This window comes from Kitasatospora sp. NBC_01266 (assembly GCF_036242395.1).
Taxonomy (GTDB): domain Bacteria; phylum Actinomycetota; class Actinomycetes; order Streptomycetales; family Streptomycetaceae; genus Kitasatospora.
This window is the reverse complement of sequence record NZ_CP108458.1, coordinates 1,614,572-1,639,603: the sequence shown is the minus strand read 5'-3', so window position 1 is coordinate 1,639,603 and position 25,032 is coordinate 1,614,572. Positions and strand designations below refer to the sequence as shown.

The 25,032-nt window shown below is 73.6% G+C and carries 18 protein-coding genes, 1 pseudogene and 1 riboswitch; of the genes and pseudogenes, 7 read left to right on the top strand and 12 right to left on the bottom strand.

The window, feature by feature from the left end:
• Positions 1-80: 80 nt before the first annotated feature.
• Positions 81-2,153, bottom strand: a complete 2,073-nt coding sequence (locus OG403_RS07235) for a S53 family peptidase (RefSeq protein WP_329562391.1) — start codon at positions 2,151-2,153, stop codon at positions 81-83.
• 331 nt (positions 2,154-2,484) lie between these two features.
• Between OG403_RS07235 and OG403_RS07230 the strand changes: the two genes are divergently transcribed.
• Positions 2,485-2,796, top strand: coding sequence for a cupin domain-containing protein (locus OG403_RS07230; protein WP_329562390.1), 312 nt, complete (start codon positions 2,485-2,487; stop codon positions 2,794-2,796).
• Between the two features lie 85 nt (positions 2,797-2,881).
• Here the strand turns inward: OG403_RS07230 and OG403_RS07225 are convergent, their stop codons facing one another.
• Both OG403_RS07225 and OG403_RS07220 read right to left on the bottom strand, forming a co-directional pair.
• Complete coding sequence (locus tag OG403_RS07225) at positions 2,882-4,681, bottom strand: hypothetical protein (protein ID WP_329562388.1); 1,800 nt, start codon at positions 4,679-4,681, stop codon at positions 2,882-2,884.
• Positions 4,678-5,406, bottom strand: a complete 729-nt coding sequence (locus OG403_RS07220; protein WP_329562387.1) for an ABC transporter ATP-binding protein — start codon at positions 5,404-5,406, stop codon at positions 4,678-4,680. The genes OG403_RS07225 and OG403_RS07220 overlap by 4 nt, the downstream gene beginning before the upstream one ends.
• Before the next feature lie 191 nt (positions 5,407-5,597).
• Between OG403_RS07220 and OG403_RS07215 the strand changes: the two genes are divergently transcribed.
• On the top strand, positions 5,598-6,476 hold the full coding sequence (locus OG403_RS07215) for a hypothetical protein (protein ID WP_329562385.1): 879 nt from the start codon (positions 5,598-5,600) through the stop codon (positions 6,474-6,476).
• Between the two features lie 61 nt (positions 6,477-6,537).
• Here the strand turns inward: OG403_RS07215 and OG403_RS07210 are convergent, their stop codons facing one another.
• From OG403_RS07210 to OG403_RS07180, 7 genes and pseudogenes are all read right to left on the bottom strand, one after another.
• Positions 6,538-7,026, bottom strand: coding sequence for a glutathione peroxidase (locus tag OG403_RS07210; protein ID WP_329562383.1), 489 nt, complete (start codon positions 7,024-7,026; stop codon positions 6,538-6,540).
• 240 nt (positions 7,027-7,266) lie between these two features.
• Positions 7,267-7,920, bottom strand: coding sequence for a hypothetical protein (locus tag OG403_RS07205; RefSeq protein ID WP_329562381.1), 654 nt, complete (start codon positions 7,918-7,920; stop codon positions 7,267-7,269).
• On the bottom strand, positions 7,914-9,461 hold the full coding sequence (locus OG403_RS07200; protein ID WP_329562379.1) for a HEAT repeat domain-containing protein: 1,548 nt from the start codon (positions 9,459-9,461) through the stop codon (positions 7,914-7,916). Before OG403_RS07200 ends, OG403_RS07205 begins: the two co-directional genes overlap by 7 nt.
• A gap of 248 nt (positions 9,462-9,709) precedes the next feature.
• Positions 9,710-11,878 carry a glycoside hydrolase domain-containing protein gene (locus OG403_RS07195; RefSeq protein WP_329562377.1) on the bottom strand — a complete coding sequence of 723 codons (2,169 nt, stop codon included), beginning with the start codon at positions 11,876-11,878 and terminating at the stop codon, positions 9,710-9,712.
• 1,004 nt (positions 11,879-12,882) lie between these two features.
• Positions 12,883-13,221: a hypothetical protein gene (locus tag OG403_RS07190; RefSeq protein WP_329562375.1), complete on the bottom strand. Its 339-nt coding sequence runs from the start codon at positions 13,219-13,221 to the stop codon at positions 12,883-12,885.
• 268 nt (positions 13,222-13,489) lie between these two features.
• Positions 13,490-13,668, bottom strand: a riboswitch (M-box (ykoK) riboswitch).
• A gap of 98 nt (positions 13,669-13,766) precedes the next feature.
• Positions 13,767-14,813 carry an ADP-ribosylglycohydrolase family protein gene (locus OG403_RS07185; RefSeq protein ID WP_329572159.1) on the bottom strand — a complete coding sequence of 349 codons (1,047 nt, stop codon included), beginning with the start codon at positions 14,811-14,813 and terminating at the stop codon, positions 13,767-13,769.
• Positions 14,811-15,665, bottom strand: a pseudogene (locus OG403_RS07180) (DUF6508 domain-containing protein); the annotation flags it as partial. The pseudogene OG403_RS07180 and the gene OG403_RS07185, both read right to left, overlap by 3 nt.
• 290 nt (positions 15,666-15,955) lie before the next feature.
• On the opposite strand from OG403_RS07180, the gene OG403_RS07175 reads away from it, so the two are divergent.
• The 3 genes from OG403_RS07175 to OG403_RS07165 all read left to right on the top strand — a co-directional run bounded on the left by OG403_RS07175 (position 15,956) and on the right by OG403_RS07165 (position 17,731).
• Positions 15,956-16,558 (top strand): superoxide dismutase, encoded by a 603-nt coding sequence (locus tag OG403_RS07175; protein WP_329562374.1) that lies wholly within the window; start codon positions 15,956-15,958, stop codon positions 16,556-16,558.
• Between the two features lie 128 nt (positions 16,559-16,686).
• Positions 16,687-16,965: a DUF4873 domain-containing protein gene (locus OG403_RS07170; protein WP_329562372.1), complete on the top strand. Its 279-nt coding sequence runs from the start codon at positions 16,687-16,689 to the stop codon at positions 16,963-16,965.
• 85 nt (positions 16,966-17,050) lie between these two features.
• On the top strand, positions 17,051-17,731 hold the full coding sequence (locus tag OG403_RS07165; RefSeq protein ID WP_329562371.1) for a DUF6629 family protein: 681 nt from the start codon (positions 17,051-17,053) through the stop codon (positions 17,729-17,731).
• A 112-nt stretch (positions 17,732-17,843) separates the two neighbouring features.
• Here OG403_RS07165 and OG403_RS07160 read toward each other — a convergent pair whose 3' ends face one another.
• Together OG403_RS07160 and OG403_RS07155 are read right to left on the bottom strand one after the other, a co-directional pair.
• Positions 17,844-18,089 carry a hypothetical protein gene (locus tag OG403_RS07160; protein WP_329562370.1) on the bottom strand — a complete coding sequence of 82 codons (246 nt, stop codon included), beginning with the start codon at positions 18,087-18,089 and terminating at the stop codon, positions 17,844-17,846.
• Positions 18,090-18,206: 117 nt separating this feature from the next.
• Positions 18,207-18,590 (bottom strand): transglycosylase family protein, encoded by a 384-nt coding sequence (locus OG403_RS07155; protein WP_329562369.1) that lies wholly within the window; start codon positions 18,588-18,590, stop codon positions 18,207-18,209.
• 608 nt (positions 18,591-19,198) lie between these two features.
• Here OG403_RS07155 and OG403_RS07150 point away from each other — a divergent pair.
• Both OG403_RS07150 and OG403_RS07145 read left to right on the top strand, forming a co-directional pair.
• On the top strand, positions 19,199-20,065 hold the full coding sequence (locus OG403_RS07150) for a DUF4132 domain-containing protein (RefSeq protein WP_329562367.1): 867 nt from the start codon (positions 19,199-19,201) through the stop codon (positions 20,063-20,065).
• A 62-nt stretch (positions 20,066-20,127) separates the two neighbouring features.
• On the top strand, positions 20,128-25,023 hold the full coding sequence (locus tag OG403_RS07145) for a DNA-binding protein (protein ID WP_329572157.1): 4,896 nt from the start codon (positions 20,128-20,130) through the stop codon (positions 25,021-25,023).
• Positions 25,024-25,032: the final 9 nt, after the last annotated feature.

Below are 25,032 nucleotides of genomic sequence, written 5' to 3'. Positions count from 1 at the left end.
CACGCCGCACGTCACAGCCCCGGTGGCCGTCCGTCATGGTGGCCACCGGGGCTGTCAGGGCGAGCTGTTGGGGTGAGCTGTCAGCGTCGGGCGAACAAGCGCACGAAGTCGGCCGTGGCCGAGCCGACGCCGGTGACGTCGTCGTAGCCCGGGGCGGCCTTCAGGGCACCGTCCTGGTCGAACAGGGTCAGGTAGCTGGCGACGGAGGGCGGGGTCGACCACGGGTCGGGGATGTAGGTGACCGCCAGCGGCGCCTGGCCGGCCGGGGCCGGGACGATGTCGCGGATGGCCGGCGTGTTGCGCATGGCGTAGAGCAGCGGGTTCGCGAAGCCGAGGGCGTGGCCACTGGCCTGGGCCGCGTCGGCCTCCAGGCCGGCGATCAACGGCGAGGAGCCGCTGGTGCCGGCGCCCAACTCCTCGTGGTAGGCGCCGTTCGGGGTGGTGTAGCCGACCAGCCAGCCGGTGGCGCGGTCGCCGTCGGCGGAGATGTCCGGCTGCTCGCGGTGGGCGGGGGCGGTGCCGCCGGCGGTCGTCAGGGCGTCGGGGACGACCCCCTTCTGGTACCACGGCTCGTTGATCAGGGCGCTGCGGCCGCCGGTCGAGCCCATCATGAACGGCCCGGGCGGCGGCGACAGGTAGCCGGTGCCCTGCGGGTTGATCTGCGCCGAGTCGTTGCCCCAGCCGAGTTCGTCGAGCACCTCGTTGTTCTTGCCGATCTCCAGCGTGGTGCCGCCGACGGAGGTCGCCCACTGGTCGGAGGCGGGGAAGATGACCGCCGCCTGCTCGCCCGCGTTGACCCCGGTCGCGCCGTCGCCGTAGTCGCCCGAGGCGTAGTCGAAGCCGATGCCCTCCAGGGCGCCCTGCTCGAACATCTGGTCCCAGGCCGCGATGTTCGCCAGCGTGTTGGTGCTCTCGGCCGTCGAGAACGAGTCGGTCACCACGTCCGCGAGGTGCTGGTCGACGATCCGGGTGTGCGCGTCGAGGTAGGCCAGCGAGCCGCCGTCCCCGGTGTCGCAGTCGGCGCCGACGTAGACCACCTTGGCGTCCGGGGCGGCGATGTGGATCGACTCCACGTCCAGCGGCTCCTCGGGCGCGTCGGACTCCCCGCGGCAGGTGGCGGCGAAGTTCGGGCCGAAGTTCTCGCTGTACTGGCCGGGGGCGAAGCCGGGCACGTTGTGGGCGGCGAAGAAGCGGTTGGCGTCGGCCGCCATGGTGGGCAGCGCGCCGTTCAGCACCACGGCGACCGTGCGGCCCTTGCCGGTGTACGGGCTGTCGGTCACGCCGTAGGCGGCGCGCAGCTGTTGCGGGGTGTAGCCGCAGACCTGGTCGATGGCGGTGGTCTGCCCGTTGTACGCGGGGATGGCGGAGCTGTTCTGGCCCCACCACTGCGAGCACGGCTCGGCGTTGGGGTCGGTGACGCCGGTGGCCGGGGCGGAACCGGTGTCCTGGGCGCGGGTGGTGGGGCGGGTGATGGCGCGGGTGACGGGCTTGGCGGCAGCGGCGGTGCTGCCCGCCGCCGCCGCCGTGGACGGGGCGGGCAGAGCGGAGTCGAGCGGATTGTCGAGGCCGAGCACCGTGCTGATGTCGTGCCCGAGCGCGGCCGGCACCGACACCCCGCTCACCGGTGCGTACCCGAGGGCGCCCGGCCAGCGGGAGTAGCTGTGCAGCGAGGTGGCGAACGCCTGCTCCACCTCGGCCACGGTGCCGTTGACCGACAGGTAGTGCGCGTTGCTGCCCGTGACGTGCATGCCGAGCCCGCCGAGCCAGTCGCTGACCTTCGCCGTCTGGGCCGCGGTGGGCCCGTAGTGCTGGGCGAACTGAGCGGGCGTCAGGTAGTGCGCGTAGCTCCGGCCGGCCGGGTCGGAGACGGCCTTGGCGGCCCGGGCCAGGCCCGCCGCGTTCTGCCCGGCCAGGTAGACCCGGAACGACAGGTTCCAACTGCCCGGGGCGGCACCGTTGTCGGTGGGCGCCTGCGGGTCGGTCGGCCAGCTCGGGATGACGGACGGCAGGGCGGTCCGCCCCTGGTCGGCGGCCTCGGCGGCCGGTGCCACCACGCCGGCCACCACCAGCGCCGCGGCGGCGGCCGCCGCGACGGTGCTCACCGTGCGGCCCCGGGGGCGCTGCGGAGTTGGGGAGGGATGCTGCTGGGGCAAGGTGTCACACTCCATCGACGTCGACAACTGGCGGCCACGCGCGGGCATACGCACGTACGGGCATACGCACGTACGGACATACGGAGCACGCACGCGCGGCCGTTCAGCAGCTAGGGACGTGTCGGGCCGCCGGTTCGGTGACACCCGCCGCCGGGCCCGTCGGAGCGGTCCTACCGACCCGCGCCGCGGAGCCAGGCGTCCAGGGCGGCGAAGTCCGCGTCCGATCGAGCCGTGCGAGCAGCGGGGTGATCACGGCCCCATCCTGGCGCAGCGCGAGATTTTGCCGAACGGTCGACCAACGGGCGCCGCCGCGTGGGTAGTTTCGCCGTCCATGGACCTGAACGACATCGTCAACCTGTCCGACACCGCCGCCGCACTGCCGCAGGCCTGGCGGTCCCAGCTGCTGGGGCAGGTGGGGACGGCCCGGCTGAAAGTGCTGCGGATGGACGAGCTGCCCCTCGAGGAGGAGACGCACGCCGGTGCCGAGGCGCTGCTGGTGCTCGACGGCCGGTTGGAACTCCTACTGGGGGACCGGGAGGTGACGGTGGGTCAGGGAGAGCTGGTCTGCGTGCCGGCCGGCACTCGACACGCCGTGCGGGCCGGCAGCGAGGGCACGCTGGTGCTGCTGGAGGTGGCCGACTGAGGAGGGCGGCGGCGCCCGAAACCCGGGGCCCCGCCGCCCTCGGACCCCGCCGGGTCCGGCCGTCCTGCCGCTGACGGTCCTGCTGCTAGCGGTCCTGCTGCGCCGCCGGTCGGGACAGTCCGGTCAGCTCCGATGCCCGGGTCCGCGCCCACCAGAGCAGCACCACCGCCACCATCACGCCCACCCCGAGCGCTTGGCCGCAGGTCGTCGCGCTGTCCGCGCGCAGCGCCTGCGCGAACGGCAGGGTCAGCGCGAGCACCGCCGCCGCCGGGCCCGCCGCGTACCAGGCGGCGAAGAGGAAGAGGCCAAGGCCGGAACCGGAGGACGGCGCCTTGTACATCAGGTCGCGCCGCATCACGCCCCGGCAGGTGTTCACCAGCCCGGCGCCCACCAGGGCCGGCACCACGGCGGGTGCCAGCCAGACCGCCGGGCCCGCCCCGGCCAGCACCGCCGCCCCGGCGCCGACCAGCGCGATCAGCACGCCGGCCAGGGCGGGCACGATCGCGTGGCGCAGCATCAGGTCGGCGAACGGGTAGGGCGACCAGGCGGCCCGGCGCACGTCGTCCGTCTCGATCCGGGCCGGCTCCAGCAGCTGGGCGACGGCCAGGTAGCCGAAGACCAGTGCGACGGCCGTGGTCGGCACCGACGGCTTGCTGCCGATCCCGTGCGCCAGCGCGGCGCAGAGCACCGCCGGCGCGGTGAGCAGCACCGCGCGGCCGAGCCGGGCGGGGGAGCGGAGCAGCGCGGTGGCGTCCCGCCAGGGCACCACCAGCCAGGCGTGGCGCGGCATCGGCAGCCGGATCCAGAGCCGCCGGGTGGTGCCCGAGGCGCCGGTCACCGCCAGCCGCGCCGCCCGCAGCTCGACCGTGCGCAGCGCGGCGAACACGCCGGCGGCGGTCCTGGCCCGCTCCCGCAGCCGGCCCAGCGGCACCGCCCCGGCGGCCCGGTCGGCGAAGAACAGGGCGGTCGCGGTGCCGCCGAACAGCAGCAGGGCCGCCACCCAGGCCCCCGGCACCGCACCCCGGGTCGGCGCGAGAGCGGCGATCCCGGCCCAGCCCCACGGGCCCGACCACAGCTCGACCAGCTCCAGCCAGTGCACCCGGTGCCCGGCCACCGCCAGCGCGCTCTGCGCGGCGAGCAGCAGCACCAGCACGGTCACCAGCGGGGTCAGCCGCCGCACCCAGCGGGCGGCGGTGTCGCTGCGCTCCACCAGCAGCCCGGCGCAGGTGGCCAGCAGCGGCAGGCAGGCCCCGCCCAGCAGGCACCAGCCGAGCGCGGCCGGCAGCCCGACCCGCAGCATCAGCCCCAGCGCCACCATCGCGCCCACCGCCGTCACCAGGCCGGGGAAGACCGCGAGGCCGCAGGAGAGCCAGAACCACGGCCGCAGCACCGGGCGCGGGCGCACCGGATGGGCGAGCAGCCAGTCGGTCGCCGCCCGGGGCGGCACCACCGGACCGCGCCACAGTCCGTCGCGGACCGCGAGCAGCACGAAGGCCAGCCCGGCGGCGGCGATGCCGCTGGGCATGGCGGCGAGCAGGTCGCCGCCGTGGCCGGTGTAGTCGGCGCCCATCGAGGCCTGCAGGAAGAGCCCGAGGCTCGGCACCCCGCCCCAGATGATCAGGATGAGCAGGACGCAGTAGAGCGCGAAGCCGACCTGCTTGGCCCGGTTCAGCCGGTGCGGTGCGCGCAGCGTGCGCAGCAGGACGAGCGTCTCGTCGGTCCAGTCGTCCTCGTCGCCCCACCCGTCGCCGGCGGGCTCCGGGTCGAGGTGCTCCGGGTCGAGCTGCGCCGGGTCCTGGACCAGGTCGTCCTCGGGCGCTATCTCCCCGGGACTCGCGTCCGCCGGCCTCGTCTCCCGCGCGGCCGCCGGCGAGTCGGCGGTCACCTGGCACCCACCGTGTCGCCCTGGCCCAGCACCCTGCCCGGCGCGCCCTGGGCGACGATCCGGCCGTCCTCCAGCACCACCACCCGGTCCGCCAGCTCGCGCGCGAGGTCGGTGTGGTGGGTCACCAGCAGGACCGCCACGCCGTCCGCCAGCTCGGCCCGCAGCAGCTCGGCGAGCCGCCGCCGGGCCTGCGGATCCAGCCGCTGCTCCGGCTCGTCGAGCAGCAGCAGATCGCGCGGCCGGACCAGCGCGCAGGCCAGCAGCAGAGCCTGCAACTGCCCGGAGGAGAGCGCCGAGGGCAGGGCGTCGGCCCGCTCGGTGAGCATCCGGTCGTCCAGCACCTGCTGCACCCACGCCCGGGCGTCGGCCACCCCGTGCGCCACCGCGACCAGCAGCAGGTGCTCGCGCACCGTGAGGTCGGGATAGTGCGCGACCGTGTCGCCGACCACCGCGACCCGGGCCCGGATCCGCGGATCGTTCTCGTCCATCGGCAGCCCGTCGAAGCGGACCGTGCCCTTGGTCGGCAGGTCACGCCCGGCCGCGACCCGCAGCAGGGTCGACTTGCCCGAGCCGTTGTGGCCGAGCAGCGCGACGCACTCGCCGGCCGCCAGCGCCAGGTCCACCGGGTGCAGCACCTCACGGTCGCCGTAGGAGCGGCTCACCCCGGTCAGTTTCAGCAGGGCCGGGCGCGTCTTGGCACGCGCTGCGGCGGAATTCTTGGCCATCCGGACGGGGTCCTCTCGAGGTATGCGTCCGGCCAGCCTAGCGACCCCGTCTTGGGGATCACCGGGCCCGTGGCCGCCGGCCCGATGTCCGCCGCGGAGCGGCCGCGGACCGGCGAGCGGTCGGGGAACCCGCTTGGCAGCGGGCGCCCCGAACGGGATGATCAAGGGTCGTCTCGGAGGGGGAGCAGGAAATGGCGTCAGGACTGGGGACCACAGGCGCGTCGGTGGCGGCGCCGCCGTCGCTGATCGTGCGGGCCGGGAGCACCACGGTGCGGGTCGGTGAGGCGGCGGTGCTGTGGGAGCGCGGGGGTATGGTGACGCGGATTCCGTACGGGGCGGTCGGGGCGGCGGTCGCACTGGGTGGCGGGTCGCTGCGGGGCCGCGTGCGGGTGGAGCTGCGCGGCTCGGAGACGGTGTTCGAGCTGCGGTGCCGGGCGGCGGAGGCCGCAGCGCTCGCGGTGGCCGTCAGCGAGCAGGTCGAGCGGGTGCGGAAGCTCGGGGTGACGGACACGCCGCCGGTCACCACGGAGCGGGCCGAGCAGGCGCCGCCTCGGCCGCGGCGGACGCTGCGGGGGCGGTTCAGCGGTCGCGCGTTGGTGTGGATGGCGGTGGTCGGGTGCTGTGGGGTGCAGAGCGCGGTGTTCTTCGCGGTCGGGCAGCCCGCCGCCGCGGGGTACTGCTGGATCGGGGTGCTGCCGCTGGGGTGGTCGTTCGAGTCGGGCCGGAAAGTCCGGAGGCTGGTCACCACCTTCTGGCGGGCGGTGACCAAGGGCGTTCGGGTGGAGGCCCGTTACGACCGCAGCGCGGGGCTGGGCACCCACGAGTACTGGTACATCGCGCCGAACGGCGCCCGCGTGGTGCACAAGCACACCCTGTTCTACGCGGATTGGAAGCCCAAGCCGGTGCTGACCCTGCTGCTGGTGCCCGGTCGGGACGACCCGTATTCGGCGCTCGGGGCCTTCGTCTGGCCGGTGATCGCCGTGCCGGTGCTCAGCGCCCTGGCACTGGGGCTGGGGCTCATCGGCCTGCTCTTCGTTCCCGGGATGATGGTCAGCGCATTGCTGGGCTGAGCGGTGCACCTCGCGGCCCGATGGCGGCCCGGTGGCGGCCGCGAGGTGCCCGGCGCACGGCTCAGGCCGGCAGCTGGGCCTCGATCGCGGCGACCAGCTCCGCGTCGTCCGGCGTGGTGCGCGGCCGGAACCGGCCCACGGCGGTGCCGGCGGGCGAGATCAGGAACTTCTCGAAGTTCCACTGCACGTCCCCGGCCTCACCGGAGCCGTCGGCGAGCCCGGTCAGCTCCTGGTACAGCGGGTGCCGGCCGTCACCGTTCACCTCGATCTTCGCCAGCAGCGGGAACGAGACGCCGTAGTTGACCGCGCAGAAGGTCTGGATCTCCTCCGCGCTGCCCGGCTCCTGCCCGCCGAACTGGTTGCACGGCACCCCGAGCACCGTGAACCCGCGCTCCGCGTAATGCTTCTGCAGCTCCTCCAGCCCCGTGTACTGCGGCGTCAGGCCGCACTTCGAGGCCACGTTGACGAGCAGGACGGCCTTGCCGGCGAACTCGGCGAGGGAGGTGGGCTGTCCGGCCAGGGTCTGCAGGGGGATGTCGGCGAGGGGCATGACGGGATCCTCCGGGGGTCAGGCGCGTGAGAGGTGCTGGAGGTCCTTTCTACCAGCGGGCCCCTGGGCCGGGGAGCAGCGGTACTCCGGGCCGCTGCCGAGGCCGCTGACCCCGCAAGACCGTCACCGCCCGCCCAACAATGACGATCCGGCAGGATCGGCGCCGAGTGGCGGGAGCGGTGGTCCGTCGCGCCCAGGTCCTCTGGTCCGCGTCCTGGCGCGGGAACACCGGGGGGCAGGTCAGGATTTCACCGTGTGGGCCTCGTGTGCGGGGGCGGGCGTCTTGAACAGCGGCTCGCCGCCGTGCAGCCTCGAGCAGACCCGGTGGTAGCTCGGCCTGTCCAGCTTCGGCGGCTTGCCCTTCTGGGCGCGTTCTTCGCCGTCGGCGTACACCTGGTGAACGAAGATGTCCCGGGCGGCGCGGTACTGCTTCTTGGTCGGCATGTAGGAGTCGATCTCCGCCTCCACCTCGCCGGTGCTGTAGCCGCCCGACTTGTCGGCCAGCACCAGCGCCCGGGCGTGGACCTTGCCGCCCACCTCGAAGGTGTAGTCGTTGTAGTACGCGTAGACCACTCCCTCGGCGCGCAGGTCCCCGCCGACGGAGACCGCGCCCCAGGAGACCAGGTCGTGTACGACCAGATCTCCGAGGACGACGAGCAGGCCGATGTCGGAGACGTAGTCGTCGAGGAATCCGTGCACGATCATGTTGCCGTCGACGACGAGCGCGAGGTCCTGATCGACGTTCTCGGGGACGATCAGGTCACCGCGGTGCAGCCGCCAGTCGAGGTCCTCGTCCTCCAGGTAGTTTCTCGTCATCGGGCCGACCCAACCCGACACATCGTCGATGTCGGTCAGCGGTGCGAAGCGAGCGCTCCACGACGACAGCTTCAGCATGTGTGCTCCGTTCCGGCCCGGTGCGTCCGAACCGCCAGTATCCGGCGCGCGACGCGTGCACGGCGCTCGTCCTCGCCGGTCGCGATGATCTCGAACACGGACTCGGGTAGATAAGGGTTTCCCAGCATCTTGGACTGCCGCTCGTCGGCGCGGGCCCAGTCCTCGAGGATCTCGAGCGGTGTGGCAGGATTCTTCGCCACGTCGTTGAGGCTGTAGTCCCCCAACTTGGGGTCGGTGGTGTGTGCGTAGTGCGCCAGCGCTTCCGGTGGAGTGTGCCGGTTGGCGGCCGCGACTCCGCGCAGGTAGTGGTCCGGGCTGGACAGGAGTTCGGCCAGGACCGGGCCGAGGGGTCGTCCGTCGCGCAGTGCCGCCTCCACATCGGCGAAACTGCGCCGCGCCTCGTCGTTGCCCGCCAGGTGCGCGTAATAATCCACCGCGAATCGGAGGGCCACGTCCGGGGGGCAGTTGGGTTCGGACAGGGCAGCCACCTTGACGTGCTGGAACGGGTTCTTCGCGTACAACGCCCGCATCGTCTCGCAGCTGATGGCCGGATTGCGGAGCAGGTTGTAGATGATGAATCGCGTGATGGAATGGTCCAAGGAGTCGAAATCCTGTGGAACGGTCTCGAGGATCACGGAGAGGGCCTGCGGCGGGGCGAACGGATTCTTGCTGAGGACTTCCAGGACCTCTTGGCACTCGTCGCCGGCCAGGGCGATCAGGGACTCGACGGGGGTGTGCCAGTTCGCGGCCACCTCTTTGCGGACCGCCGGAACCGAGTCGGTGGCGAGCACGGCCAGAAGGGCGCCGTCACGGTTGCGCTCACTCGAGGCGCACAGTTCACGCACAAGCTGGTCCGGGTCTCGGACCAGCCGCTCCAGGTGTGCGGCCAGCGCATCGAGGTCGCGGCTCCGCACAGCGACCTGGCGCACCCGCGGATCCTCGTCGAGCAGGTCGGCGTCTCCGGCGTAGCCCAGTTCGGCCACCACTCGGCGGATGCGCGGATCGGGGTCCGTGGCGAGCGCCTGCAAGTGCGCTTCTTGGACGACGCTGCGTTGGATCAGAGCCAGCCGTACATCGGCTGCGGAGTCGGTGAGCAGCTTGTCGGCGATCTTCTCCGGCAGCTCCTCCCGGGCCGCGAGGGCCCAGCGCACGGCCGGGGAGTCGTCGGCGGCCAGCATCTCGAGGGCTGCTTTCGGCGTACCTCGGTGCAGGGCGACGAAGTGGCGTACCTGTTCGTCCGGGTGTCCTGCGTACAGTGCCAGCCGCTCAGGCGAGGTCGCTGGTTGCGCTGCCAGGGCTCGGACCATGCCGATCCGGTTGAGGTTCGCTTCAGCGAGGCCCGTGTCGGCGCCGTCCGTGACGGCACCATGCGCGTCGGCACTGTCCGCCCAGGCGGCCAATTCCTCGGCGAACTCGGCGGACAGGCCTATTCGGCCGGCCACGATCCGAGCCAGCCTCGGGTCCTCGGCCGCTAGTTCACGCAATCGAGGCGTGGTGGTAGTCGGCCGCCACGCCTCGTTGATCAAGCTTTCCATCTCCACGGGACTGATCCTTCCGCCGATCGAGGGTCAGGGTGTCAGCGATCTCCGACAAGGTGCTTGCGGCGCTGGATCGGCACACGCGGACCCTGTTTGATCGTGCCCCCAGCGGCAACCCGCTGGACGACGACGATCCGGCGAGCGCCGTTGATCATCCGCGCAGTCGTACCGGTCCGGGCCCCGAAAACAGCAGGCGGTGCTTCCCCCCGCCGCAGAGGGGAGAAGCACCGCCGTCACGACCGGAGAGTCGGTCAGCTCCGGGTCGCCAGGATCTGGCTGGAACCGTCGGGCATGCCCGCGATACCCACCCGCTGAGCGGGGAAGGTGTTCGACCCGTACGGCCCCGGGACGGCGCCGAAGCCGCTCCAGTTGCCGTTGGCGAGGCGGATGTTGTGGTAGACGTTGCCGTCGTTGCCGATCGCCAGCACCTGGGAGGAGCCGTCGGGCATCCCCGCGATCGCCACCGCGCTCGCGGCCATGGTGGACGAGCCGGCGCTGGGCAGCGGGGCGAAGCCGCTCCAGTTGCCGTTGGCGAAGCGGATCTCGTGGTAGACGTTGCCGTCGTTGCCGATCACCAGGACCTGGGAGGAGCCGTCGGGCATCCCCGCGATCGCCACCCGCTTGGCCGCCATGTTCGGCGTGCCGATCCCGGGCAGCGCGGCGAAGCCGCTCCAGTTGCCGTTGGCGAAGCGGATCTCGTGGTAGACGTTGCCGTCGTTGCCGATCGCCAGCACCTGGGAGGAGCCGTCCGGCATCCCCGCGATCGCCACGTCGCCGGCCGCCATGTTCGGCGTGCCGATCCCGGGCAGCGCGGCGAAGCCGCTCCAGTTGCCGTTGGCGGAGCGGATGTTGTGGTAGACGTTGCCGTCGTTGCCGATCGCCAGCACCTGGGAGGAGCCGTTGGGCATCCCCGCGATACCCGCCTTGCGCGCCGCCATGTTCGGCGAGCCGACGCCGCTCAGGGCCGCGAAGCCGCTCAGCGTGCCGCTGGTGGACCGGATCCCGTGGTACAGGTTCCCGTCCGTGCCGATGCCCAGCTCCTGCGAGGTGCCGTCCGGCATCCCGGCGATCGCCGCCTCGCTACCCTTGAACACGCCGACCCCGCCGACACCCGACATGGGGGTGAAGCCGGGCCAGTTGCCGGAGCTGGTCCGGGTGCCGAGGAAGAACTCGGAGGACTGGGACGGCGGCACGTTGGTGACCTGCACGTCCAGGTAGTCCTGGTCGATCCCGATCGAGTAGCCGCCGTAGGTCTGGTCTGCGGACGGCGAGGCGTACTGGTGGACGCGCTGGTGGTTGGCCCAGTAACCGGCCGGAATGGCCGAGTCGTTGGTGTCGGCCACGCCGTTCCAGTTGGCGTCGAACACCACGTCGGGCATGGTGTAGCCGCTGTTCCCGGCGTTGGCGACCAGGTCCTTCATGCCGGAGTTGGAGCTGCTGTAGACGCCGGAGTTGAAACCGTAGGCGTGCAGCTCGTTGGTCCAGGCGGTGAGGAAGGCGAGCACCGAGCCGGTGTACGTCGACTGGTAGCTCTCCATGTCGTAGTACAGCACGCTGCCGGGGGCGAACCCGAGCGTCGTGGCCTGCTGCACCGCGTCGTCCGCGGCGTTGGCGCCCTGGGTCGCCGGATTGGTGATCCCGCTGGCCTGCACGCCGACGTACAGCGGCATGAAGTGCCAGCCGCTGCTCTGTTGCTGCTGGACCCAGGAGGCCGTCAGGTTCGTCTGGCTGCAGGCGCGGTTCGAGCCGCCGATGTAGATGCCGATCGCCCGGTACGGGGAGGCGGACATCCAGGCGTTCATGGTGTCGCTGCTCGGCGCCTGGCAGGCGTCGAAGCCCTGACCGGTGTAGCTGGTGGCGGAGGCCGGCACGGTGGCGGCGGCGGACAGGCTGGAAGCGGCGGCGCTCCTGGGCGCGGCCGCCAGCATCCGGGGCGCGGCGGCCTTGGCGGACCGGCCGCTCGGCGCCGTGGTGGGCAGCCCGGCGCCGGCGATGATCTGACGGATCGACTGCTCGTCGGTGTCGTACGTACCGGTCACCTGAACCGTGGCGTCGGCCGCGTCGATCTCGTGGCCGGTCGCGTCGACCTTCGTGCCGACCGGCGTACCGCTGACGGTAGGTTCGACGAGCAGGGCCTCGGTGCGGCCGATCAGATGCGCCGGGCAGTTCTGCTCGGTGCCCGGCTGCCCGAGGTAGATGGTGTGCTGGTCGAACCGGACGCACGCGTGCGGATCGGCCGTCAGATCCACCACCGTCCATCCGGAGGGAACGTGGAACACGTGGTTCTGGTAGGACACGGCCTTGGTGTCCGAGGTGCCGGATGCGGCCTGCGCTGATCCGACGGCGGTCAGCGACGCGACGAGCGCGGCTGTCGCGGCGACCGCGTAGCGGCGTCGTCCGGTAGTGAGGCGAGAATTCACACGGGTCTCTCTGACAGTGGTGACGGTCGTCCCGCCGGGGTGCGGCGGGCCGGCGGACGCCACCGGCGCAGCGGCCGGCGGCGGTTACGGACTGGCGGACCGACCATCCGATCGAATCGTCGGCACGACAGTTACTCAGGATGCTAGTGCGACGCTCGGACATGTCGTGACGGCACCCGCCGAATCGGCCTGCCCGAGCGGTCGTGGCGGCCGCCGGCCGACAGGTGCGCTCGGCCCGCGGCTGCTTCTGGTCAGTCAGATCGGTTGCTGATCACGGAAGTCCACCGACATCTGGAACCCCCCGAGCGGTACGGAGACCGCCAGGCGAACAGTCCTTCTCAACGTTCCTCATCCCCCTGTGCCATCGATCAGCTCTCGTGATCGATGCGGAACACAGTAGCCGGGGCGGTCGTCACGATCCGAACCTCCCCCCGGGCTCCGGCGAGAGGGAACCGGGGACGCTCCGGCCGCGACTCACCGCGCGGTCCCGCGCCCGGGTAATCCAGTTGTCGATCGCCGTCCGACCCGGCACAGTCGCGGACTGTGCGCCGAAACGAATACGTGGGGCCGATGGCGTTGCGTGCGATGCAGAGCCTGGCCGGCCGGGTGTTCCCGGAGGCCGGCTGGCGGCACTCCGGCGACCTCGCGTGGGCGGCCGCCTGCGCGGATTCCGCTCCCGACACCCGCCCCACCGCAGTCTGGTCCACCGGCGATATGACCGTGGCCTGGGGCTGGCTGGAGTCGCCCGGAGAGCTGACCATGCAAGTCGACCCGGCTCATCCGGACCTCGCCGACCAGGTGCTGGCCTGGGCACGCCGGGCCACCGGCTCCGCCCGGCCCAGCGTGACGATCGGCGCGCACGAGACACACCTGGTGGCCGCGCTGACCGCGCACCGCTTCGAAGAGGACACGGACGGCCCGTTCTTCGCCTGCCTCGGACGACCGCTGACCGATCTGCCGCCGCTGCTCACCCCGCCCGGTGGCACGGATGAGCCCACCGCCCCTCAGCTGCGGGGCGGCATGACCCCGGGGCCGGCCGGGCCCGACAGTTCGGCGTGCTCGGCGATCGTGCGGGCGGCGGCGGTGGGGAGGTCGAGGTGCTGGGCGAGCCAGTCGGGGCGGTGGCCCTGGAGGGAGAGCAGGTAGGCGGTCTGCACCCGTACGTCGTAGGCGACTTCGGTCGAGGTGGTGGTCGCGAAGTCGTTGGGGTCGAGCAGGTACAGCTGCGGTACTCCGTCGCGCAGGGTCAGCCGCAGGCAGCCGCGTACGGTGCCGGACGGGGCGGGCGTGGCGGCCGTGGCGCCGGAGCGGCGGGTGGGACGGCTGGACATCAGGGTGGTCATGGGTGTCAACCTCCGGAGGCTCAAGGGCTGTTGGAGGGCACGCGCGGAGCCGGCGGGCTGCCGTGAAGCGCGCGGGGCGCAGCCGGGGGCCGGAGTGCGGGAAGGGGTCAGCGCGTGCCGGTGCGGAAAGCGGACAGGCGGGTGCGGGGCCTACTGTGACCCGGACTACTACTGCTCGAATCCATCGCTGTCGCCTCCTTCCGGCCGGTGCGCGAACTGGTGCGCCTGATCGACACGGCAAGGAGCGGACCGGCGCGCACGAGCCGCCGGCACACCCCAACTCGTCAGAGCTTCAGCACTTCACGGCGTGATCCGACTCGCGGGAGTCGGAAGCCACTTGGGATCAACCCTTAGGTCGGGAAGATCTGTCCTGACCCTGGGCGTCTCTCGACGTCGTGGGGTCAGTGGCCTGTGTCCGTGAAGACGCCTCACCGAACGAGGTGCCTTCTGCACAACTTCCGCCACTATAGACCGCCGAAGTGGACACGCGAGCCGGCCGAGCGACTTCCGAGCGACTTCCTGACGCGCTGCCCGCCGGACAGCGCCTAACGGCTCCCGTCCCAGAGCGCGCCGAAGGAGAGCAGCTCGTCGCGGTGCTCGATCCGCCGCACCCACTCCTGCGGCCAGGCGTCCGCGCCGAGATACGCACCGGCGAACGCGCCGGTCAGGCAGGCGATCGAGTCGGAGTCGCCGGAGGAGTACGCGGCCCGGCGCACCGCCGCCACCGGGTCGTCGGGCAGCAGCAGGAAGCAGAGCAGACCGCCGGCCAGGGCCTCCTCGGCGACCCACCCCGCGCCGGTGGCCAGGCAGGGGTCGGCCTCCAGGTCGGGAGCCGCCAGCGCGGCGTCCAGCCGGTCGAGCACCGCGAGGCAGTCGTCCCAGCCCCGGGCGATGAACGCCTGGGCCGAGGGGTCGGATGCCCGCGCCACCAGGTCGCCGAGCCAGAGGTCGTCGTACCCGGTCCGGTTGAGGTTCGCGTAGCTGCGCAGCAGACCGGGCAGTTCGGCCGGCGCCGCGCCTTCGGCCAGCAGCCACACCGCGTGCGCGGTGAGGTCGCTCGCCGCCAGCGCGGTGGGGTGGCCGTGGCTCAGCGCCGCCTGGAGCTGTGCGGCGCCGGATCGCTGACGCTGCGTCAGATTCGGCACCAGTCCGATCGGGGCGACCCGCATGTTGGCGCCGCACCCCTTGGAGTCGATCTGGCTGGCCTCCTGCCAGCGGCGGTCGGGCTTGGCCAGCAGCCAGCAGGCCGTCAGACAGGTCTGGCCTGGGGCGCGGTTGTTGTCGGGCGACTTCGACCAGTCGACGAACTCCTCACGCACCGGCCGCTCCAGGCGCAGCGGGGCGAGCGTCCCGCGGTCGAGCGCGGTGCGCAGGCCGCGTGCCAGGGCCAGCGTCATCTGGGTGTCGTCGGTGATCAATGCGTGCTTCGGCAGCGGAAGTTCGCGCCAGTGGGGCCAGTGTGCCTCGATCAGCTCGACGGTCTTGAACTCGGTGGGCTTCCCCAGGGCGTCCCCGATCGCCAGCCCGAGCAGTGCCCCGGTCGCGGGCCTGCGCACCGCCCGGGGCGCGGGGCCGGCCTCGTACCAGGCCACCAGGGCGGCGGCGATCGCATACAGCGTGCCGTCCAGGTACGCGGTGGCGATGGTGCCGTCGCTGAAACGCTCGCCGCGCACCACCGCGGTCGCGGCGCGCACCGCGTCGCCCGGGGTGTAGGTCTCCTCCCAGCTCAGTTGCGGCAGGGGGAAGTTGATCCAGGCATAGCTGGGCGTGACCGCTCCCACGGTCGACAGCAGCCCGGTGAGCAGGTTCACCCGCTCCCCGTAGGCGGGGTAGGGGAATCCGCCGGCCGGCGCCGTCCAGCGGACGTCGTCGTCCTCGACCGTCCAGTCGCGCACCGCCGCAGCGAGCCGCAGCCAGGCGTCGGCCCGGTGGCGTCGCAGCCGGGCGAGCAGCGCCGCGTCCCCCGGGTCCCAGGCGGGGTCGGCCGGCTCCGGGCGCGGGGGCGCGGGGCGGAGCAGCCGGTGCATCCGGGCGTACTTCAGCCGAAGCCGGATCCGGGTCGCCGGGTCCAGCGCCGCGAGGCGCTCGGGGTTCGAGTTGTGCGCGAGGTCGGCTTCCTTGATCGCGACCGCGCCGGGGGTCGACCTGATCCGCGCCGCGTACTCGCGCGGGTCCTCCCCGGGGCGCTTGGTCAGCGCCAGGACCAGCTCCTTGGTGTGTGCGGAGAGCGGCGCCGAGGCCAGCCACTGCGGCGACAGCGCGGCGTCCTCGATCGCGTCGTGCAGCCAGGCGGCGGCGATCTGCTCCTCGCTGCCCTGGGAGCGAGTCACCCGTGCCGCCACGGCGGCCAGGTGCTCGGCGTACGGCCGACCCGCCTTGTCCAGCTGTCCGGCGTGCGCGCGCCGGGCCACCGCTTCGACCTCGGCCAGACTCAGAAAGACCATCAGCGCACTGTACTACCGCCACTTTTGCCGACCGGGACGGACCGGGGGCGGGCCGGGGGCCGACCGGACGGTGGACCTGCTGGTGCGGAGCCGGCCCGTGCGTCCCGGCGGGCGCCGGTTGGGAAGACGATCGTCAGTCAGGAAGGACCCGCGCCCACGGGGAGTGCTGTCCACGGCTGACGGGGGCCGACTCCGCGTTCAACATGCTGATGCATGCTGGACGCTATTGCAACTCTTACGCAATAGTGTTTCCAGGCATGATCATCACCTCTGAAAGGGGCCGTGTCCTGATGGGCACCTACTCGCTTCCCGACCTGCCGTACGACTACTCGGCACTGGAGCGCGCGATGAGCGCCGAGATCCTGGAGCTGCACCACTCCAAGCACCACGCGGCCTACGTCAAGGGCGCCAACGACACCCTGGAGCAGCTGGCCGAGGCGCGCGCCAAGGAGCAGTTCGGCAGCCTGGTCGGCCTGCAGAAGACGCACGCCTTCCACCTCTCGGGCCACGTGCTGCACTCGCTCTTCTGGGAGAACCTCTCCCCGGACGGCGGCGACCGCCCCGACGGCGCGCTCGGCACCGCGATCGAGCAGCACTTCGGCGGCTTCGAGGCGTTCCGGGGGCAGCTCACCGCCGCCACCGTCGGCGTCCAGGGCTCGGGCTGGGGCCTGCTGGCCTGGGAGCCGCTGAGCCGCAGCCTGGTCGTCGAGCAGGTCTACGACCACCACGGCAACGTCGGCCAGGGCACCACCCCGCTGCTGGCCTTCGACGCCTGGGAGCACGCCTACTACCTGCAGTACCGCAACGTCCGCCCCGACTACGTCGAGAAGCTCTGGGACGTCGTCAACTGGAACGACGTCGCCGCCCGCTTCGCCGAGGCCGCCGCGGCCTGACGCGGCGCCGGTGGGCCGGCTGCCGGTGCGGCGGGCGCGGGCGCTCGCACCCGCCGCATCGGCCGCATCGGCAGCCGGAGCGCGCTGCCCGGCGTGCGACCGGGGCGTGCAGAGCCGAGACTGGCGGCGTGACCGATGACGTGTATCGAGGATGGGCGACCCTGATCGACCGGGGTTTCGAGATCGTGGTCCACGCGGACCTGGCCGTCCGCCGCTCGCCGGACGGCGGCCAGGGCTGGGGTGGGCACCTCCAGGCGGACCGGGAGGAGGACTTCGAGCTGATGGCGAGGGTCGGCGACGGGCGGCTGCGGTTGCCGGACGGCACCGAGGCGGACTTCGCCGGGGACGACAACGAAGTGGGTTCCGGCGGCCTGTCCATCGCCGGCAGCGGACCGGCGCCGTTCTGAGCGGCTGCGGCTGAGCAACTGGGCGGCTGAGCTGGTCCGGTCGCCGGGCTGCTGAGCCGCCGTCAGGGAGCTTCGGGAGGCCGGGATGTGCTGGAGTGCCGAGGCGGACCTGGTCGCGGGCACCGCGGTGGCCGGGCTCGGGCTGCTCTGCTTGGCGCGGGTCCGGCGGCCGCGCGATCTGCCGCTGGCGGCCGTCCCGTTGCTGCTCGGCGTCCATCAGCTGACCGAGGCCGCGGTCTGGCTCGGCGTGGACGGCCGGATCGGTGCCGCCCCCGCGCTCTGGGCGCGCACCGCGTGGGCGGTGATCGCGCTGCCGCTGCTGCCGGCCCTGGTCTCGGTGGGTGTCTGGTGCGCCATGGGCCCGCCCGGCGCGGCGGGCCGCTCGGCCGCCGGACAGCGGCGGCGGGCCGGCTTCGCGCTGCTCGGCGTGACGGTCGCCGTCCTGCTGCTGGCGGCCCTGCTGGCGCACCCGGTGACCGTCCAGGTGCACCACCATCTGCTGGCGTACGGGACCGGGATCCCGTACGCCCCGGTGCTGGTGACCGGCTACCTGCTGGCGACCGTGGGCGCGCTGGTGGCCGGCGGCGACCGGCTGCTGCGGCTGCTCGGCTGGCTGGCCGGCGCGGCGGCCGTGGTGTGCGCCCTGCTCTGGCGGCTGGCCTTCGTCTCGACCTGGTGCGCCCTGGCCGCGCTGGTCAGCGTGGTACTGCTGCGCTGGGTGGGTTCGCGGGCGGGCAGCGCGGTTCCGGCGGCGCAGCGCAGGTAGTGCCCGGTCGGTGGCACGGACGAAACCCCGCTGCCGAGCGCCCGCTGACGGTCCGTGGCCGAACCGACATACCGTCAGGCGCGCTGTCAGCGGGCGGTCGGCAGCGCCGCCGTCAGTCCGACGCGCTGTGCTCGGCGTGCGCCACCTGGGCGAGCAGCCGGTGGGCCAGGTCGCGTGCCTCGGCCGGGCTCAGGCCGGCCCAGACCTTCGAACGGCCGCCGCGTTCGGGGCCGACGTTCAAGGTGATCCGGTCGATCGGTCGACCGGGGACAACGACCCGCAGCGCTCCGACCTCGATGCGGCGACCGCACGCGGTCACCAACGGCTGCGGTCGAGACGGTTCCTCAAGCGACGACATGATGCTCCTCAGCCCTTCCCCGATGTTGCCCCGGCAGGTGTACAGGGGAACGGGGTCGCCGGTCGGGCTATTCCGGGGTCACTGTCCGCCACCGGTGCCTGGTGCGGGCCGGGTGGGTCAGGAGAGGCCGGCCTTGACGGAGCAGATGGGCCAGGCGCCGGGGCCCTGGGCGGCGAGGACCTTTTCGCCGATGGTGATCTGCTGGGCGCGGGTGGCCTGGTTGGCCTGGGGGGCGTACTGGGTGCCGCCGAAGGCGGCCCAGGTGGAGGAGGTGAACTGGAGGCCGCCGTAGAAGCCGTTGCCGGAGTTGATGGACCAGTTGCCGCTGGCTTCGCACTGGGCGACGTTGTCCCAGGTGCTGGTGGTGGCGGCGGAGGAGGCGGTGGCCGTGACGAGACCGGCGATCGGCAGGGTGGCCAGGGCGCCGCCGAGGACGGCCATGCGTCGGCGGTTGCGCTTGCGGGCGGTGGTGTCGTTCGTGGTCGCGTTGCGGACGGTCATGCGGTTCCTCTCGGTCGGCGTGCCGGGGCAGGCGGAACCAGGCCGGTGGGGGCCTGGTGGTGGTGTGGGGGGCGCGGTGGGTGGTGCGGTGGGTGGTGCTTGCCGCGCTGGTTTCGAAGCTACGGGGGGTGCGGGTGGGCAACAAGGGTTTGTGGGGAAGTGGCTGGTCAGGGGCTGGTTACCGGGGGTAGGTGGGGGTCGGGGGCGCGGTGGGCGCGGGGTCGTGGGTGTCGGTGGCGGGGTGGATGTGGTGGCCGTCACCGGTGGTGCCGCGTGAGGCCGCGCACATTGTCGACCCGTGGTGAGCGGCCCCTGACCCAGCGCCCACGCCGGCGCGACCCGAAAGCGGTCGCCGGATGGTCCAGGTCACACCGGGCCGGCCGGCTCCGGCTCCGGCTCCGGCGCCGGAGCCGGCGGGTGAACCCCGTGGCGCCGGACAGCCCGGGCCCTTCCCGATCACTTGTCGGAGTGTCCCGCTAGCGTTCCCGTCATCGCCGCACCGAGGTGTCCGCAGCCCCTCGGTCACTGCGGCTCTCTTTGCACTGCGACTTTCCGACGATGACGACCGATGACGACGATGACAACGGCAACGCGCGAGGTGGGGACCGATGGGTTGGCTTGCAGCGGGTGAGGGCTATGAAGTGGCCCTGGTGGAGGGCCGGGTGACCGCGCGGTCGACCGCGGGGCGGGCCGCCGGGCGCCAGTTGAAGACCTTGCCGAAGGCACTGCGGGAGCATCCCGAGGTGGACCGGCTGCGCCGGCTCGGGCAGTGGCTGGAGCGGCACGCGGCGTCCTGCGCCGCGCAGGTCGACGCCTGGATGGTCTCCTCGCTGCCGGTGCCGACCGCGCTGCTGGCCCAGGTCTGGCCGGACGCGGCCTGGCAGGCGGCGCTGCGCGATCTGGCCGTGGTGGGCGACGACCCCGAGGAGGTCGGATTCCTGCGGGACGCCACCGCCGAGGGGGAGTTGCGGCTGGTGAACCTCGACGGGGAGACGGTGCGGATCTCGCCCGTGACGGTGACGCTGCCGCATCCCGTACTCCTTCCCGACCTGGCGGAGTTGCGGGAGTTCGCCGCCGAACTAGGCGTCGTGCAGGCGGTCGACCAGATCCACCGCGCGGTCTGGCTCAAGCCGCAGCGGCTTGCCGCCAAGGCCACCGAGGTGCGGGACTTCGCCGGCGGCACGTTCCCCTCCCGGTTCGGCCTCGCCGCGCGGGCCTCCTCGCTCGGCTACCGGGTGTCCGGCGGCTATGCCACCTGCCGGGTCCGGGACACCGAACGCACCACCGAGGCGGCGGTCTGGATCGGCGAGCCGTACTGGGACGGTGACTCGCAGACCGGCGGTCTCGGCTGGCGCGACCTGGACGGCCGGGCCATCGCGCTGCCCGAAGTCCCGCCGGTGGCGTGGTCGGAGGGGATGCGGATGGCCGCCGCGCTGTACGCGGGCCGCACCGTCGAGGAGGGCAAGGGCGCATGAGCAGCCAGGAACTGACGATCAATCAGCTGACCACCAATCGACTGACGACCGTGGAGAAGGCGATGACCGAGCGGCACGCTGCCGAACTGCTGCAGGCGGGCGGGGTGCTGCCGCTCGGGACCGAGGGCGCGGGCGAGCGGGCGGTGCCGCTGACCGCGCGCAGCTACCGCCACCCGGGGCTGGACGACCGGGTCGTGGTGCGGCTGGTGGCCGGTGAGCTGGGCCGGGGTGAGGATGTGGCCGCCGGCTACCTCGGCCTGGAGCCGGCCGCCGAGCCGGTCGAGGTGGGCCTGGGCCTGCGCCAGGCGCTCGGCTTCCCGGAGTGGGTGCTGGCGCACCACCCGCAGGACGGCCACCATGCGCTGGGCCTGATGCCCGAGTTGGAGCGCCTGGCCCGGCAGGCGAAGTCCAAGCCGAAGGCCGCGCTGGACGCCTACCAGGCGCTGGCCGCCCAACTCAGCACCTCCGTACCGCACTTCCTGCCCACCTTCTACGAGCAGGCCGGCCGGGTCTTCCTGGCGCTGGAGAACCACAGCTACGCCGCCCAGCTGTTCACCCGGGCCCGCCGGGCCGAGGCCGAGCACGGCCTGCCGCTGGACGAGGAGCGGCTGGACGCGGTGTTCCTGGAGTTCGCGCTGGCCGGCGCGCTGCCGGTCAAGGTGCTCTCCGGCTACGCCAAGGAGCTCGCCGCCCGGGTGCCGGCCGCGCAGGCCTTCGAGCGGTTCGGTCGGCTCTGCGTGCGCCGGACGGCCGGCGGCCTGCCGCCGTCCGCCCAGATGGCCGCCGACCTGCGCCGGTTGGCCCGGGCGGCCGGCGCCGATCCGGAACTCGCCGAGGGCGCCTACCTGGTGGAGCTGCTCGCGCTGCCGGCCACGCTGCGGGCGGCCGCCGGCTGGTGGAAGGGTCACCGACCGGCCCTGGTCGCGCTGGCCCGGCGCGAGCCCGCCGTGCGCGGCACCCTGCTGAACCTGATGCCCAGCGCCGACGACCTGGAACTGCCCGCCCTGTGGCTGGAGATCCTGACCGAGTCCGGGGCGGTGGCCGGGCTCCACGACGCCGGGGTGCCGCAGGCCGAGCGGCCCGCCGACGGTGCGGCCGGCTGGTTCGACCGGTTCCTCGCCTGGCGCGGCTCGTGGCGGTGCGACTCGATCCCGGCGCTCCACGCGCTGGTCGACCGGATGGCCGACCGCCTGCGGGCCGAACTCGCCGCCTCCGGCGGCACGGCGCGGATCACCGACAGCGATGTCGACCTGCTGGATCAGCTGCTGGCCCAGCGGATCCCGGTCGCCGACCCCGATGACGGGGCCTCGCTCAGCCTCGGTGACTGGGCGGAGCAGGACGAGCGGCGCGACCTGCTCGCGCTGGCCGCCGACGCCCGGTTCCGCCGGGCCTTCGACCAAGGCGCGCGGCGCCTCAACGACGACCGCGCGGCGCTGGCGGTGCTGGTCCGCTCGCCCGGCGGCCGGCCGATGCTGGCCCGCTGGATGGCCCAGGTGGCCCGCGAGTCCACGGCGGCCGGGCTGCCCGGCCTGCCGGCCGCGCTGCACCGGCTGGGCCGGCTGCCGGGCGAGGTCCTGGCGCTGGCGGAGCCCGAGGTGCGGGCCGCGGTCGGCCTGGACATCCCGGCGCTGCTCGCCCGCACCCTGCGCGGCGGCCTGCTGGACGAACTGGGCTGGCCGGCCTGGGAGGAGGCGGTGGCCGCGCTGGTGCCCCGCAAGGACGTGGACCACATCGTGGTCGCGGACGCCTGGCCGCACCTGCTGGTGGCCGGCCCCCAGCAGGCCCGGGTGATCGGCGCCGAGGGCACCGTGCTGACCCACGACCTGCGGATCCCGGCCGGCGACCTCGGCCGGGACGCCGGCCTGCACTACGTGGACGGTTCGCTGCTGGTCCAGTGGTACTCGCGCCGGCAGGGCCAGGCCGTCGGCTACTGGCACACCGCCGCCGACCGGGTCTTCACGCTGACCGACCACACCCGCACCCGCGGCACCCGGATGACCTTCCTCGGCCCGCTGCGGACCTACGGCCTGCCGCTGCCGGGCGGCGGGCGGACCACCGGTGAGGGCGTCCTGCAGGTCGGGGACACCACGCTGCCGGGCGAGCGCCCGGTGATCGGCGACGGCACCTCGTTCTGGGTCTGGGCCGTGGCACCGGGTGACGACAGGTCGGCCTGGCACGAGTACGACCCCGCCACCGGTGCGCTCGGCCGCGCCGCGCTGCCCGGCTTCTTCGCGGACGGCCTGCGCGAGGCGCCCACCGGCAGCACCTTCGGCTCCGGCTGGCTGCGGCCCGCCCCGATCGCCGACCCCACCCCGTGCGGGGCCCCGGTGGACGGGCTGCTCGGCTGGCGCACCGTGCGCCGGCCCGACGGGACGGTGCGGGGCGAGGACCTGGCCGGGAACTCCGTCACCCTGTCCGAGGGCGCGGGCGTGCCGACCGCGCTGCTGCTCTTCCCCGGTACCGAGCGCCCGCAGGCCGTCGTCCGGGACGGCTACCGGGTCCGGCTGGTCGACCAGGACGGCGTGGTCACCGCGACCGCCCGTACCGACAACGCCCCCGGCTCGTTCGCCGCGGGCAGCCTGATCCTGCCCCCGGTGCGGTACTGGGCCTGCCTGCGGCCGCGCGACCCGCAGGGCTCGGCCGCCCTGCGCGGGCTCCCGGACGCCACCGCCGTCGCGCTGCTCAAGGCCGCCGGCGCGGTGGACGAGAAGAGGCCCGAGGAGCTGACGGCGGCGGTCCGCGCGCTGCTGCCCGAGGTCGGTGACCACGCGCTGCTGGCCGGCATCATCGGCGTGCTGCGGTTCGCCGCCGTCCAGCAGCAGGTGCTGGACACGGTGGCGCGGCGGCTCGCCGACAAGCTGGCCGGCGTCGGCGAACCCGCCGAGCCGACCGGGCCCACCGACCAGCAGCTGCGGACGGCGCTGAGTGGCCTGGGCTGCCTCAGTGACTGGTACGGCGACTCGACCAGCCGCCATGTCGCCGAGCAGCTGGCGTTCCTCGCCACCGCCCGCCGCGCGGACGCCGCACCGTCCGGCCCGGGGGCGCTGCACGTCGACGGCACGGCCCTGCCGCTCTCCCGCCTGATCTGGTCGACGCTGCCCTCGCTGGCCCCCGCGGTGGCGCTGCGGGCGGCCACCGCCGAGGACCAGACGGAGTACGAGACCCTGCGGCACCTGCTGGGCGAGCTGGCCGGGCTCGGCCTGACCGGCGCGGCGGGGGCGGCCCACTGGCGCACCCACCGGCTGGAACTGACGGTGCGTCACCTGTGCGGCGCCGACGGCACCGTGCGTCTGGGCCTGCGGGACGCGCTGCTCGCGCTGGGCGGCGGTGCGTTCCTGCTCTTCGCCGACTCCATCAGGGTCGGCGGCGGGGACATCCACTCCACGGTGCTCCACCACGACCCGGCCGGGCGCTTCGAGGTCCCGGCGCCGTACACCGTGCTCTCCTCCGCGCCGGTCGACGGGCCGACCGACGACCGGGCGGCGCTCCTGGCGGCCGAGTTGGACCGATTGGCGCTGGCACCTGAGCCGACCGAGGCCGAATCGGCGCCGTGGTTCCCCGAGGCGGCCGAGCGCTTTGCCGCGCTCACCGGCGTCACCAGCACCATGGCGGCCCTGGTGGTCGCCGGCCTGCCGCAGATCGACAGCTACGAGCGGAACTTCCTGTCGGCCGACACCCGGGCCCTGCTCGGTCTCAAGATGGCCGACGCCGCCGTGGCGAGGGACGAACTGCGCCTGCTCGACGGGCAGTTCCGGCGCCGGCTGGTGGCGTCCCTGCTGCCCGCCGAGCCGGCCCGGCTCTGGTCGCAGGGGCCGGACGTGGACGCCGCCGCCGAGCTGTGGAACGCGGAACTCGGCCGCCGGATCGCGGTGCCCGAGGCGCTGCTCGCGGAGGCCGCCCGAGCGGTCCGCACCAACTGGGCCGCGAGCCGCGCGCTGGCCGCCGTGCTCGACCCGGCCGGGGCCGCCGCGCTGAGCACCGACCTGGCCTGGACGGTGCGCGGCGACCGCTGCGTGCCCGTCGAGCAGGGTGCCACGGGGTTCACCGCCGACATCCTGGTCGGCGCGGTGGCCATGACGGCCTGGCTGGCCCACCGGCTGCCGGCCGGCGACCCGCTGCGGGCCGGGCTCCCGGCGGCACTGGAGGCGGTGCGGGCCCGGCTGGCCAACCCCGAGCTGATCCTGGACCTCGGCCGGTTCGTCAGCCTGCCCGCGTTCCAGCGGGTGGCCGGCCCGCCGACCGAGGTCGGCGAGGGCTTCGAGCGCTACGGCGCGGTCATCATGGCGACCAAGGACACCCAGCCCGCCCCCGGCATCCGCACGGCGCTGCTGGACGCGGCGGGGGAGGACCCGTACCTGCCGGCGCTGCGGCTCGACGGCGCGGTGCCGTTCCCCGCCGAGGCCGCGCTGCGGCTGGCCCGCGCGGCGTCGTTCGCGGCGCAGCTGGCCGAGCCGGGGGAGCCGGCGGCGGGCGGGCGCGGCGCGGACGGCACCTGGTGGCCGCAGGATCCGTCCCGCTCGGTGCCGGACCTGGTCGCGGCGGTGTCGCAGCGGCACGGCCTCGGCCCGGACGCCGCTGCCCTCTACCTGATCCTGCTGGGGATGCCCGACCCGACCGACCGCAACACCGCCCGCTGGACCGGCTGGCGCCCGGCCCGGCTCAAGGCCGCCCGGGCCGAACTGGCCGGCACCGACCTGGTGGTGGCGGCCACCCGCAGCCGGGCGGGGCGCTCGCTCTTCCTGCCGGGCGGCTGGGCGGAGCTGCGCTCGCCCCAGCTGCCGCTGGAGACCTGGAAGTTGCCGATGCTGGAGGCGCTGGGCGGGCAGAGCGCACCGCTCGGTGTGCTGGTGCCCGTCGAGCCGGCCCAGGCGCTCTACCGCCGGGCCTGGCAGCGCCTGCTCGACGGCGATCTGCCGCGTTTCGAGGAGCTGCGGGCGCCGCGCGGCCGGCGTCGCTGACCAACTGCG